The following is a 12,376-nucleotide window of genomic DNA, read 5'->3' on the forward strand; positions in this document are numbered from 1 at the left end:
CCTGCCGGCATCCCGCCCGAGGGGCCGGACCCCCCACATTCCCGCTTCTTACCAGTCATAACCCTTCCGGAGCGGTGCCCGTCCGGTGGCCGCACGCCCCCGCCGCTGTGTCGGTCCCCGCCAGTAGGGTGTGAGACATGGCCGACCCCTCCAGCTACCGCCCCAAACCGGGTGAGATCCCCGACTCGCCGGGGGTCTACCGGTTCCGCGACGAGCACCGCCGGGTGATCTACGTCGGAAAGGCGAAGAGCCTGCGCCAGCGCCTGGCGAACTACTTCCAGGACCTCGCCGGGCTCCACCCGCGCACCCGCACCATGGTCACCACGGCCGTCTCCGTGGAGTGGACGGTGGTGTCCACGGAGGTCGAGGCGCTCCAGCTGGAGTACTCCTGGATCAAGGAGTACGACCCCCGCTTCAACGTCAAGTACCGCGACGACAAGAGCTACCCGTACCTCGCGGTGACGATGAACGAGGAGTTCCCGCGCGTGCAGGTGATGCGCGGTCACAAGAAGAAGGGCGTCCGGTACTTCGGTCCGTACGGGCACGCGTGGGCGATCCGCGACACCGTGGACCTGCTGCTGCGGGTGTTCCCGGTGCGCACCTGCTCGACCGGTGTCTTCAAGAACGCCGCCCGCACGGGCCGCCCCTGCCTGCTCGGCTACATCGGCAAGTGCTCGGCGCCCTGCGTGGAGCGGATCTCCGCCGAGGAGCACCGCGAACTTGCGGAGGAGTTCTGTGACTTCATGGCCGGCCGCACCGGCGCCCATCTACGCCGCCTGGAGCAGCGGATGACCGAGGCGGCCGAGGAGATGGAGTACGAGCGGGCCGCCCGCCTGCGGGACGACATCGGGGCGCTGAAGAAGGCAATGGAGAAGAGCGCGGTGGTCCTCGCCGACGCCACCGACGCCGACCTGATCGCGGTCGCCGAGGACGAGCTGGAGGCGGCCGTCCAGATCTTCCACGTGCGTGGCGGACGCGTGCGCGGCCAGCGGGGCTGGGTCACCGACAAGGTGGAGGAGATCACCACCGGCGCCCTCGTGGAGCACGCCCTGCAGCAGCTGTACGGCGAGGAGACCGGCGACGCCGTCCCCAGGGAGGTCCTGGTCCCCGCGCTGCCCGACCCGGTGGAGCCGGTCCAGGAGTGGCTCACCGGGCGGCGCGGCTCGGGCGTCTCCCTGCGGGTCCCGCAGCGCGGGGACAAGCGGGCCCTGATGGAGACCGTGGAGCGCAACGCCCAGCAGGCCCTTGTCCTGCACAAAACCAAGCGCGCCTCCGACCTGACCACACGCTCGCGCGCGCTGGAGGAGATCGCCGACGCCCTCGGCCTGGACAGCGCCCCGCTGCGGATCGAGTGCTACGACATCTCGCACCTCCAGGGCGACGACGTGGTGGCCTCCATGGTCGTCTTCGAGGACGGGCTGGCCCGCAAGAGCGAGTACCGCCGTTTCCAGATCAAGAGCTTCGCCGGCCAGGACGACGTCCGGTCCATGCACGAGGTGATCACCCGCCGCTTCCGGCGCTATCTCGCCGACAAGGAGCGGACCGGCGAGTGGAGCGACGGCGAGGAGCCAGGGGCCGGGACCGGCGGTGAGGTGGCCGGCGCGGACGGCACCCCGAGCCCGGCCCGGACCGCCGGCGCCGAGGACGTCCTCGGCCCGGACGGAACCGCCGGCGGCCCCGCCGTACCCTCCGCGAGCACGCTCACCGAGGACGACGGCCGTCCCAAGCGCTTCGCGTACCCGCCCCAGCTGGTGGTCGTCGACGGTGGCGCCCCCCAGGTCGCGGCGGCCCACCGGGCCCTGGACGAGCTCGGCATCGACGACATCGCGGTGTGCGGCCTCGCCAAGCGGCTGGAGGAGGTGTGGCTGCCGGGCGACGACGACCCGGTGGTGCTGCCCCGCACCAGCGAGGGCCTCTACCTGCTCCAGCGCGTCCGGGACGAGGCGCACCGCTTCGCCATCAGCTATCAGCGCGTCAAGCGGGCCAAACGCTTCCGGTCCGGTCCGCTGGACGACGTGCCCGGCCTCGGCGAGACCCGCAAGCAGGCGCTGATCAAGCACTTCGGCTCGGTGAAGAAGCTGCGGGCGGCGACCGTCGAACAGATCTGCGACGTGCCCGGCATAGGCCGCAAGACGGCTGAGGCGATCACCGCGGCCCTCGCCGGAGCAGTCCCCGCCGGTCCCGCCGTGAACACGGCGACGGGCGAGATCATGGATGACATGGATGACATGGTTGATATGGATGGCATGGACGACGGGGAAGAACCCGGGAAGTCCGGGGGTTCCCCCGGGGAGCCCGTGTCCGCGGGCGCCCCGGACGACCGACGGGGGCTGGAGAGATGACCGAGCACGAGACACGCCAGGACACTGGTCAGGATGCGGACCGGGACACGGCCGCGGGCCGGGACACCGGCCGGGACACGGCCCAGGACGCAGGTCTTGGGACACGGCAGGACGACGGCGGCGGAACAAGTGACGGAGCACAGGTGAGTACGGGCAAGGAAACGGCCGGGGCCCCCGAGGCGGCGATCCCCGAGCTGGTGATCATCTCCGGCATGTCCGGGGCGGGCCGTTCCACGGCCGCGAAGTGTCTGGAGGACCTGGGCTGGTTCGTCGTCGACAACCTCCCGCCCGCACTGATCCCCACCATGGTGGAGCTCGGCGCCCGCTCCCAGGGCAACGTGGCCCGGATCGCGGTCGTCGTCGACGTCCGCGGCCGGCGCTTCTTCGACAACCTCCGCGAATCCCTCGCCGACCTCGACACTCGGGGTGTCACCCGGCGGATCGTCTTCCTGGAGTCCTCAGAGGAAGCCCTGGTGCGCCGCTTCGAGTCGGTGCGCCGCCCGCACCCCCTCCAGGGCGACGGCCGCATCGTCGACGGCATCGCCGCCGAGCGCGAACTGCTGCGCGAACTGCGCGGTGACGCCGACCTGGTGATCGACACCTCCAGCCTCAACGTGCACGAACTCCGCGCCAAGATGGACGCCCAGTTCGCCGGCGACGAGGAGCCCGAACTGCGGGCCACCGTGATGTCCTTCGGCTTCAAGTACGGCCTCCCGGTCGACGCCGACCTGGTCGTGGACATGCGGTTCCTGCCCAACCCGCACTGGGTCCCGGAACTGCGCCCGTTCACCGGCCGCAACGAGGAGGTGGCGGCGTACGTCCTCAACCAGCCCGGCGCCAAGGAGTTCCTCGACCGGTACGCCGAGCTGCTGCGGCTGATCGCCGCGGGCTACCGCCGTGAGGGCAAGCGCTATGTGACCATCGCCGTCGGCTGCACCGGCGGCAAGCACCGGTCGGTCGCCATGTCGGAGAAGCTCGCCGCCCGACTCGCCGCGGAGGGCGTGGAGACGGTGGTCGTCCACCGGGACATGGGACGGGAATGACCGCACGTACTCCGCGGCTGCACCGGCTGCGCCGGGTGATGCCCGAAGGGCGCGCCGGACGGCAGGCCGAGGCCCGCGGTGCCAAACCGCGACGCAGGGGCACCCAGCCCAAGGTGGTCGCCCTCGGCGGTGGCATGGGGCTGTCCGCCTCGCTCGCCGCGCTGCGCCGGATCACCGGCGACCTCACCGCCGTCGTCACCGTGGCCGACGACGGCGGCTCCAGCGGGCGGCTCCGCGACGAACTGGGCGTACTGCCGCCCGGCGACCTGCGCAAGGCGCTGGCCGCGCTGTGCGGCGACGACGAATGGGGCCAGACCTGGGCCCGGGTCATCCAGCACCGCTTCCAGTCCCAGGGGGACCTGCACGAGCACGCGGTCGGCAATCTGCTGATCGTCGCTCTGTGGGAGCAGCTCGGCGACCACGTCCAGGCCCTGGACCTGGTGGGCCGGCTGCTCGGCGCGCACGGGCGGGTGCTGCCCATGTCCGCCGTACCGCTGGAGCTCCAGGCCCGGGTGCTGGGCCATGACCCGGAGCGTCCCGAGGCCGTGGACATCGTCCGCGGGCAGGCGACCGTCGCCCTCACCCCCGGTGATGTGCAGTCCGTGCACCTCGTGCCGAACGACCCGCCCGCCGTCCCCGAGGCGGTCGAGGCGGTCCTGGACGCCGACTGGGTGGTGCTCGGCCCCGGCTCCTGGTTCTCCTCGGTCATCCCGCACCTCCTGGTGCCAGAACTGCTGGACGCGCTCATCCGGACCAGGGCGCGCCGGGTGCTCTCCCTGAACCTCGCCCCGCAGCCCGGAGAAACCGAGGGCTTCTCCCCGCAGCGTCATGTGGAGGTTTTGGGACGACACGCCCCTAAACTCGCCCTGGACGTGGTGCTGGCCGACGAGGCCGCCGTGCCCGACCGCGACTTGCTGACCGACGCCGCCAAGCGGCTCGGCGCCGCGGTCGAGCTGGCGCCGGTGGCCCGGCCCGACGGAAGCCCCCGGCACGACCCGGAGCTGCTGGCCGCCGCGTACGACCGTATTTTTCGGATGCATGGAAGGATCGGCCCATGGCGATGACGGCAGCGGTGAAGGACGAGGTCTCCCGGCTCCCCGTCACGCGGACCTGCTGCAGAAAGGCGGAGGTTTCCGCCGTTCTGCGGTTCGCCGGCGGCCTCCACCTGGTGAGCGGGCGCATCGTGATCGAGGCGGAGCTGGACACGGCGATGGCCGCCCGCCGCCTCAAGCGGGACATCCTGGAGATCTTCGGACACGGCTCCGAACTGATTGTGATGGCACCGGGCGGGCTGCGCCGCGGCTCGCGCTATGTCGTCCGGGTGGTCGCGGGCGGCGACCAGCTGGCCCGCCAGACCGGCCTGGTGGACGGACGGGGCCGCCCGATCCGTGGCCTGCCCCCGCAGGTGGTCTCAGGGGCCACCTGCGACGCCGAGGCTGCCTGGCGGGGGGCGTTCCTGGCGCACGGCTCCCTGACCGAACCGGGCCGCTCCTGCTCTCTCGAGGTGACCTGCCCCGGCCCGGAGGCCGCGCTCGCTCTGGTCGGCGCCGCCCGTCGGCTGTCCATCCCCTCCAAGGCCCGCGAGGTGCGCGGCGTGGACCGGGTCGTCGTCCGTGACGGCGACGCCATCGGCGCCCTGCTCACCCGGCTCGGCGCGCACGACTCGGTGCTGGCCTGGGAGGAACGCCGGATGCGCCGAGAGGTGCGCGCCACGGCGAACCGGCTGGCCAACTTCGACGACGCCAACCTGCGCCGCTCGGCCCGCGCGGCCGTCGCCGCCGGCGCCCGGGTGCAGCGCGCCCTGGAGATCCTCGCCGACGACGTTCCCGAGCACCTCGCCGCGGCCGGGCGGCTGCGCATGGAGCACAAGCAGGCCTCGCTGGAGGAACTGGGCGCGCTGGCCGACCCGGCGCTGACCAAGGACGCCGTGGCCGGCCGGATTCGCCGGCTGCTCGCGATGGCCGACAAGCGCGCCGCCGACCTCGGCATCCCGGGCACGGAGGCCAACATCGGCGAGGAACTCGCCGACAACCTCGTCGGCTGACGCCCTCCCGTTCGGGGGCAGCCTTGCCGGCCACCCGGCCCGGCCGGCCAGGGGTGGCCGCCGACGCCCCGCTGACGGAGTCCCGCTGCCAAAGGCCTCCCGACGCCCCGCCGATGAACCGCCACCGCCGGACGAACCCCCCTCGCCAAGCCCTCCGGCGCCCCCGCTCACGGATCGACCGCAGCCGGCCGGAGGCCGATCGGTGAGGAGGGGGCGGGAGGTTCATCTGCGGGCTCCGGCACGGTGACGGGACACCGGGAAGGCTTTCCGCCCCTGGTCAAGTCGCCCTGGTGGACGGGCCGGACGAGGGCCCTCGGCCTGGGCGGTCCGTACCCTACTGGCGGGTAAGGTCCGGCCTGCCGGGTATGGCCCGACTCGATGTCACGGGCGTGGCCCCGGAGAGGTAGGGTCGGGGGTGGTCGGGGACATCCCATACAGCTCGCCGGCGACTTGAGCCGGCGCACCAACGAGGAGATCGGTTCGTGACGATCCGCGTAGGCATCAACGGGTTTGGCCGCATCGGCCGGAACTACTTCCGCGCATTGCTCGAGCAGGGCGCAGATATCGAGATCGTGGCCGTCAATGACCTGGGTGACACCGCGACCACTGCCCACCTGCTGAAGTACGACACCATTCTGGGCCGCCTCAAGCAGGAGGTTTCCCACACCGCCGACACGATCACCGTCGACGGCAAGACGCTGAAGGTGCTCTCCGAGCGCAACCCCGAGGACATCCCCTGGGGCGAGCTGGGCGTCGACATCGTGATCGAGTCGACCGGCATCTTCACGAAGAAGGCCGACGCCGAGAAGCACATCGCCGGTGGCGCCAAGAAGGTCATCATCTCGGCTCCGGCCAAGGATGAGGACGTCACCATCGTGCTGGGCGTCAACCAGGACCAGTACGACCCGGCGAACCACCACGTCATCTCCAACGCCTCCTGCACCACCAACTGTGTGGCGCCGATGGCGAAGGTGCTCGACGAGAACTTCGGCATCGTCCGGGGCCTGATGACGACGGTGCACGCGTACACGAACGACCAGCGGATCCTGGACTTCCCGCACAAGGACCTGCGCCGCGCCCGTGCCGCCGCCGAGAACATCATCCCGACGACGACCGGTGCCGCGAAGGCCACCGCCCTGGTGCTGCCGCAGCTCAAGGGCAAGCTGGACGGCATCGCGATGCGCGTCCCGGTCCCGACCGGCTCGGTCACCGACCTGGTCGTCGAGCTCGGCCGCGAGGTCACCAAGGAAGAGGTCAACGCCGCCTTCCAGAAGGCCGCCGAGGGCGAGCTCAAGGGTCTCCTCGAGTACACGGAGGACCCGATCGTCTCCTCCGACATCGTCAACGCCCCGGCGTCCTGCACGTTCGACTCGTCCCTGACCATGGTCCAGGACGGCAAGAACGTGAAGATCATCGGCTGGTACGACAATGAGTGGGGCTACTCCAACCGCCTCGTCGACCTCACGGTCTTCGTCGGCAACCAGCTCTGATCGTGGAGCAGACCGCCTGATATGAGTGCAGGGCTCGGCCGGCGCGCCAACGCGCTGTCCGAGCCCTGACGCACGTATCGGAGCGGTCGACCGCTTCCGATCACGAGCGATCACGAGCGAACACAAGCTCTTCTCCAGGAGTCCCTTCATGAAGACGATCGACGAACTCCTCTCCGAAGGGGTCGCGGGCAAGCGGGTCTTCGTCCGCGCCGACCTCAACGTGCCGCTGGACGGCACCACCATCACCGACGACGGCCGCATCCGCGCGGTGCTGCCCACCGTCAAGGCGCTTGCCGAGGCGGGCGGCCGTGTCGTCGTCGCCTCGCACCTGGGCCGCCCCAAGGGCGCCCCGGACCCCGCCTTCTCGCTCGCCCCGGCCGCCGCCCGCCTGGGCGAACTCCTCGGCGTCGACGTGGCCTTCGCGACGGACACCGTCGGAGAGTCCGCCACCGCCACCGTCGCCGGCCTCGCCGACGGACAGGTCGCGGTCCTCGAGAACCTGCGCTTCAACGCCGGCGAGACGGCCAAGGACGACGCTGAGCGCGGCGCCTTCGCCGACCGTCTCGCCGGCCTCGCCGACCTCTACGTGGGCGACGGCTTCGGCGCGGTGCACCGCAAGCACGCGTCCGTGTACGACCTCCCGGCCCGCCTGCCGCATGCCGCGGGCTTCCTCATCGCCACCGAGGTCGGCGTCCTGAAGAAGCTCACGGACGATGTCCAGCGGCCCTACGTCGTCGCCCTCGGCGGCGCCAAGGTCTCCGACAAGCTCGCCGTCATCGACGAACTGCTCGGCAAGGCCGACCGCATCCTCATCGGCGGCGGCATGGCGTACACCTTCCTCAAGGCCAAGGGCTACGAGATCGGCACGTCGCTGGTCCAGGAGGACCAGCTGTCCGCCGTCACCGAGTACCTGGAGCGCGCCGAGAAGAACGGCGTCGAACTGGTGCTGCCGGTCGACACCCTGGTCGCCGAGGAGTTCCCGGACCTGAAGACGAAGGCGCCGGCCCACCCCGCCACCGTCGCCGCGGACGCCATGCCGGCCGGCCGGATGGGCCTGGACATCGGCCCCGAGACCTGCACGCTCTACGCCTCGAAGCTCGCCGACGCGGTCACCGTCTTCTGGAACGGCCCCATGGGCGTCTTCGAGCACCCCGACTACGCCGAGGGCACCAAAGCGGTCGCCCAGGCCCTTCTCGACTCCCCGGGCTACACCGTGGTCGGCGGCGGCGACTCCGCCGCGGCCGTCCGCATCCTGGGTTTCGACGAAAAGGCATTCGGCCACATCTCGACCGGCGGCGGCGCCTCCCTCGAATACCTCGAGGGCAAGACGCTCCCCGGCCTCGCCGCACTGGAGGACTGACCCTCAATGACCGCTGCTGAAAAAGGCCGCACCCCGCTGATGGCGGGCAACTGGAAGATGAACCTCAACCACCTCGAGGCCATCGCCCACGTCCAGAAGCTCGCCTTCGCCCTGGCCGACACGGACTACGAGGCCGTCGAGGTCGCCGTCCTGCCGCCCTTCACCGACCTGCGCTCCGTGCAGACCCTCGTCGACGGCGACAAGCTGAAGATCAGGTATGGCGCCCAGGACATCTCGGCGCACGACGGCGGTGCCTACACCGGTGAGATCTCCGGCCCGATGCTGGCCAAGCTGAAGTGCACGTACGTGGCGGTCGGCCACTCCGAGCGCAGGCAGTACCACGGCGAGACCGACGAGCTCGTGAACGCCAAGGTCAAGTCCGCGTACAAGCACGGCATCACGCCGATCCTGTGCGTCGGCGAGGAGCTGGCCGTCCGCGAGGCCGGCAACCACGTCGCCCACACCCTCGCCCAGGTCGAGGGCGGTCTGAAGGACCTGCCCGCCGAGCAGGCCGAGTCCGTCGTGATCGCCTACGAGCCCGTCTGGGCCATCGGCACCGGCAAGGTCTGCGGCGCCGGGGAAGCCCAGGAGGTCTGCGCCGCCATCCGCGGCAAGCTCGCCGAGCTGTACTCCCAGGATGTCGCCGACCAGGTCCGCATCCAGTACGGCGGCTCGGTCAAGTCGGGCAACGTCGTCGAGATCATGGCGCAGGCCGACATCGACGGCGCGCTGGTCGGCGGTGCCTCGCTGGACGCGGACGAGTTCGTCAAGATCATCCGCTTTCGCGACCAGTGAGTAGGCGCTAGCCGCGATCCGTCGTACCCTTGCGGGGTCCAGTCCTGAGCTGGACCCCGCGTCGTCCCATCCGAATCCGAGGAAGTTGGTCCAGCCGTGATTTTGGGGTTCTCGATCGCCCTGATCGTCTTCAGCCTGTTGCTGATGCTGCTGGTGCTGATGCACAAGGGGAAGGGCGGCGGCCTCTCCGACATGTTCGGTGGCGGCATGCAGTCCTCCGTCGGCGGCTCCTCGGTCGCCGAGCGCAACCTCGACCGGATCACCGTCGTGGTCGGTCTGCTCTGGGCCGCCTGCATCGTCGCGCTCGGCATCATGATGAAGACGGGTTGATCCGAGCGAAGGACCCTGGCGGACAATCCGCCCGCATCGGGTGCGCATTCCCCACGTAAGGCCCCATGTCCGGTACGCGCAGCACAGTGCGGCCTATCATGGGGCTTGCGTCTGGATAGGGGAGCGGTAACTCCAATCACTGGACGTGCGTTGGGCCTTACGTAGACTGAGGCGCTCGCAGCGAAGCGGAACGCCGACTCGCTTCGCCGCGCCATCACGCAGGGAGTTACAACCGTGGCAAGTGGCAACGCGATCCGGGGAAGCCGGGTCGGGGCGGGGCCGATGGGCGAGGCCGAGCGCGGTGAGTCAGCGCCGCGGCTGCGCCTCTCCTTCTGGTGCTCCAACGGGCACGAGACCCAGCCGAGCTTCGCGAGCGACGCGCAGGTCCCCGATACGTGGGACTGCCCCCGCTGCGGCTTTCCGGCCGGTCAGGACCGAGAGAACCCCCCGGCCCCGCCGCGTACGGAGCCGTACAAGACGCACCTCGCCTATGTGCGGGAGCGACGCAGTGACGCGGACGGTGAGGCGATCCTCGCCGAGGCGCTCGCCAAACTGCGGGGCGAGATCTAGCAGTTCGGTTCAGTTCGGTTCGGGAGTCGACGGCCGACCGGGCCCATGCAGCGTGCAGTCGGCCAGGGGGCCTGCGCCGCACCTGCTGTACCTGAGCCGTACCTGCGTTGTGCCGTGTTCCTGTCCGGCTGCTCGCGGCCGGCTCCTTCTTCCCGCCCACGGCCCCGCCCTCGGCCCCGCCTGTCCTGTCCGCAGCCCGGTCCGACGGACGTCCTGCCCGTCGCCGTGCTGAATACCCGGGGGCCGGACAGCCGTATCTGTTGTTGCGCCCCACGACGGCGTCACGACAGGCGATGTCCACCGCTGATCAATTAGGTTGGAACCGGCAGCGGGGCGGATACGCAGCACAGGCAGCAAGGAAGAAGGCTGAAGTCCGAGATGAACGCAGACGGCCGTACCAGGCTCGACCAGACTCCCGAGTGGACCGCACTGGCCAAGCACCGCGAGGAGCTCGGGAACCTGCGGTTGCGTGAGGTGTTCGCCGCCCACCCCGACCGGGGCACCGCGTACACGCTCCGGGTCGGTGACCTGTACATCGACTACTCCAAGCACCTCGTCACCGACGACACCCTGCGACTGCTGCGCGAACTGGCCGCCGCCACCGACGTGTTCGGGCTGCGCGACGCCATGTTCCGCGGTGAGCGGATCAACACCACCGAGGACCGGGCCGTCCTGCACACCGCCCTCAGGGCGCCGCGCGACGCGGTGGTCGAGGTTGACGGGGAGAACGTCGTCCCCGCCGTGCACGCCGTTCTCGACAAGATGGCCTCCTTCGCCGACCGTGTGCGTTCCGGCGAGTGGACCGGCCACACCGGCAAGCGCATCCGCACTGTGGTCAACGTCGGCATCGGCGGCTCCGACCTGGGGCCCGCGATGGCGTACGAGGCGCTGCGCGCCTTCACCGACCGCGACCTCGCGGTCCGCTTCGTGTCCAACGTGGACGGCTCCGACCTGCACGAGGCCATCCGCGACCTGGACCCGGCCGAGACACTGTTCATCATCGCGTCCAAGACGTTCACCACCATCGAGACGGTCACCAACGCCACCTCCGCGCGGACCTGGCTGCTGAACGCGCTCGATGGGGGAGAGGCCGCCGTCGCCAAGCACTTCGTCGCCCTGTCGACGAACGCGGAGAAGGTCGCCGACTTCGGCATCGACACAGCGAACATGTTCGAGTTCTGGGACTGGGTCGGCGGACGCTACTCGTACGACTCGGCGATCGGCCTGTCGCTGATGATCGCCATCGGGCCGGACCGCTTCCGGGAGATGCTCGACGGGTTCCGCCTCGTCGACGACCACTTTCGCACCGCCCCGGCCGAGTCCAACGTGCCGCTGCTGCTGGGCCTGCTGGGCGTCTGGTACGGCAACTTCCTGGGTGCCCAGTCGCACGCGGTCCTGCCGTACTCGCACTACCTGTCGAAGTTCACCGCCTATCTCCAGCAGCTCGACATGGAGTCCAACGGCAAGTACGTCGGCCGGGACGGGCGCGAGGTCCAGTGGCAGACCGGTCCCGTCGTCTGGGGCACGTCCGGCACCAACGGGCAGCACGCCTATTACCAGTTGATCCACCAGGGCACGAAGCTGATCCCGGCGGACTTCATCGGCTTCGCCGAGCCGGTCGCCGAGCTGAGCGACGAACTGGGGGCGCAGCACGACCTGCTGATGGCCAACTTCTTCGCCCAGACGCAGGCCCTGGCCTTCGGCAAGACACCGGACGAGGTGCGGAGCGAGGGCGTACCCGAGGAACTGGTGCCGCACAAGGCGTTCAAGGGCGACCACCCCACGACCACGATCCTCGCGCGCGAGCTGACGCCGTCCGTCCTCGGCCAGCTCGTCGCCCTCTATGAGCACAAGGTGTTCGTGCAGGGCGCGATCTGGAACATCGACTCCTTCGACCAGTGGGGCGTGGAGCTCGGCAAGGTGCTCGCCAAGCGTGTCGAGCCCGCGCTCACCGAAGGCGCCGACGTGCCCGGTCTGGACGCCTCCAGCCGGGCCCTGGTCGCCACCTACCGGGAGCTGCGCGGAAGGCGGTGAGCACGGTACGGGAAGCGGACGGCTGGGCGCCGTCCGCTTCCCGTGGAATTCCCCGTCGATCATGCAGGTGAACGCTCGGGGGAACAGGAAGTGGCACGTACGCACGGAAGGTGGACGGGCGGCACGCTGACGGCACGGTCCTTCCTGAAGCCCCACAAGGTCGCACGGGTGGTGTTCCATCCCGCCTGGATCCCGGATTCGCTCGATCCGTCCATCGAGCGGCTCAAGTGTTTGCGGGTCATCGCCGGAGTGGTCGCGTCGCTCGGTGTTTACACCGTCGTCCAGGGCGGCTTCGACATCATGGAGCTGATGGAGAACGCGCTGACCGCCTCCACGGTCCTTCTCCTCCTCACCCCTACGGCCGCCCG

At 70.2% G+C, this 12,376-nt stretch carries 10 protein-coding genes and 1 pseudogene; all 11 read left to right on the plus strand.

What is annotated here, in order from left to right; all coding sequences use genetic code 11:
• Positions 1-137: 137 nt before the first annotated feature.
• The gene (gene uvrC / locus ACFPZI_RS12990) at positions 138-2,342 is read left to right on the plus strand and encodes an excinuclease ABC subunit UvrC (RefSeq protein WP_381362495.1); all 2,205 of its coding nucleotides are present in this window, start codon (positions 138-140) and stop codon (positions 2,340-2,342) included.
• On the plus strand, positions 2,339-3,385 hold the full coding sequence (gene rapZ, locus ACFPZI_RS12995; protein ID WP_381362498.1) for an RNase adapter RapZ: 1,047 nt from the start codon (positions 2,339-2,341) through the stop codon (positions 3,383-3,385). Before uvrC ends, rapZ begins: the two co-directional genes overlap by 4 nt.
• Positions 3,382-4,449, plus strand: a complete 1,068-nt coding sequence (locus ACFPZI_RS13000) for a gluconeogenesis factor YvcK family protein (RefSeq protein ID WP_381362499.1) — start codon at positions 3,382-3,384, stop codon at positions 4,447-4,449. The genes rapZ and ACFPZI_RS13000 overlap by 4 nt, the downstream gene beginning before the upstream one ends.
• Entirely contained in the window at positions 4,440-5,429 is a 990-nt protein-coding gene (gene whiA, locus ACFPZI_RS13005) for a DNA-binding protein WhiA (RefSeq protein WP_381209904.1), read from the plus strand. The genes ACFPZI_RS13000 and whiA overlap by 10 nt, the downstream gene beginning before the upstream one ends.
• A 482-nt stretch (positions 5,430-5,911) precedes the next feature.
• Positions 5,912-6,919, plus strand: coding sequence for a type I glyceraldehyde-3-phosphate dehydrogenase (gap, locus tag ACFPZI_RS13010; protein ID WP_381362502.1), 1,008 nt, complete (start codon positions 5,912-5,914; stop codon positions 6,917-6,919).
• Between the two features lie 148 nt (positions 6,920-7,067).
• Positions 7,068-8,279 (plus strand): phosphoglycerate kinase, encoded by a 1,212-nt coding sequence (locus tag ACFPZI_RS13015; RefSeq protein ID WP_381362504.1) that lies wholly within the window; start codon positions 7,068-7,070, stop codon positions 8,277-8,279.
• A 6-nt stretch (positions 8,280-8,285) separates the two neighbouring features.
• Complete coding sequence (tpiA, locus tag ACFPZI_RS13020; protein WP_381362506.1) at positions 8,286-9,074, plus strand: triose-phosphate isomerase; 789 nt, start codon at positions 8,286-8,288, stop codon at positions 9,072-9,074.
• A 96-nt stretch (positions 9,075-9,170) separates the two neighbouring features.
• The gene (gene secG, locus ACFPZI_RS13025; protein WP_381362509.1) at positions 9,171-9,404 is read left to right on the plus strand and encodes a preprotein translocase subunit SecG; all 234 of its coding nucleotides are present in this window, start codon (positions 9,171-9,173) and stop codon (positions 9,402-9,404) included.
• Positions 9,405-9,638: 234 nt separating this feature from the next.
• Complete coding sequence (locus ACFPZI_RS13030; RefSeq protein ID WP_074993622.1) at positions 9,639-9,974, plus strand: RNA polymerase-binding protein RbpA; 336 nt, start codon at positions 9,639-9,641, stop codon at positions 9,972-9,974.
• 378 nt (positions 9,975-10,352) lie between these two features.
• Positions 10,353-12,008 carry a glucose-6-phosphate isomerase gene (gene pgi, locus ACFPZI_RS13035; protein ID WP_381362513.1) on the plus strand — a complete coding sequence of 552 codons (1,656 nt, stop codon included), beginning with the start codon at positions 10,353-10,355 and terminating at the stop codon, positions 12,006-12,008.
• A 90-nt stretch (positions 12,009-12,098) separates the two neighbouring features.
• Positions 12,099-12,365 (plus strand): annotated as a pseudogene (locus tag ACFPZI_RS13040) (hypothetical protein); the annotation flags it as partial.
• Positions 12,366-12,376: the final 11 nt, after the last annotated feature.

The sequence above is a fragment of the Streptomyces chlorus genome, from assembly GCF_042655885.1.
GTDB lineage: Bacteria > Actinomycetota > Actinomycetes > Streptomycetales > Streptomycetaceae > Streptomyces > Streptomyces chlorus.

What these genes read in the sequence shown, in the direction of transcription:
- uvrC (WP_381362495.1), top strand. Translation starts at nt 138, where the DNA reads ATGGCCGACCCCTCCAGCTACCGCCCCAAACCGGGTGAGATCCCCGAC.
- tpiA (WP_381362506.1), top strand. Translation starts at nt 8,286, where the DNA reads ATGACCGCTGCTGAAAAAGGCCGCACCCCGCTGATGGCGGGCAACTGG.
- ACFPZI_RS13015 (WP_381362504.1), top strand. Translation starts at nt 7,068, where the DNA reads ATGAAGACGATCGACGAACTCCTCTCCGAAGGGGTCGCGGGCAAGCGG.
- whiA (WP_381209904.1), top strand. Translation starts at nt 4,440, where the DNA reads ATGGCGATGACGGCAGCGGTGAAGGACGAGGTCTCCCGGCTCCCCGTC.
- ACFPZI_RS13000 (WP_381362499.1), top strand. Translation starts at nt 3,382, where the DNA reads ATGACCGCACGTACTCCGCGGCTGCACCGGCTGCGCCGGGTGATGCCC.
- pgi (WP_381362513.1), top strand. Translation starts at nt 10,353, where the DNA reads ATGAACGCAGACGGCCGTACCAGGCTCGACCAGACTCCCGAGTGGACC.
- rapZ (WP_381362498.1), top strand. Translation starts at nt 2,339, where the DNA reads ATGACCGAGCACGAGACACGCCAGGACACTGGTCAGGATGCGGACCGG.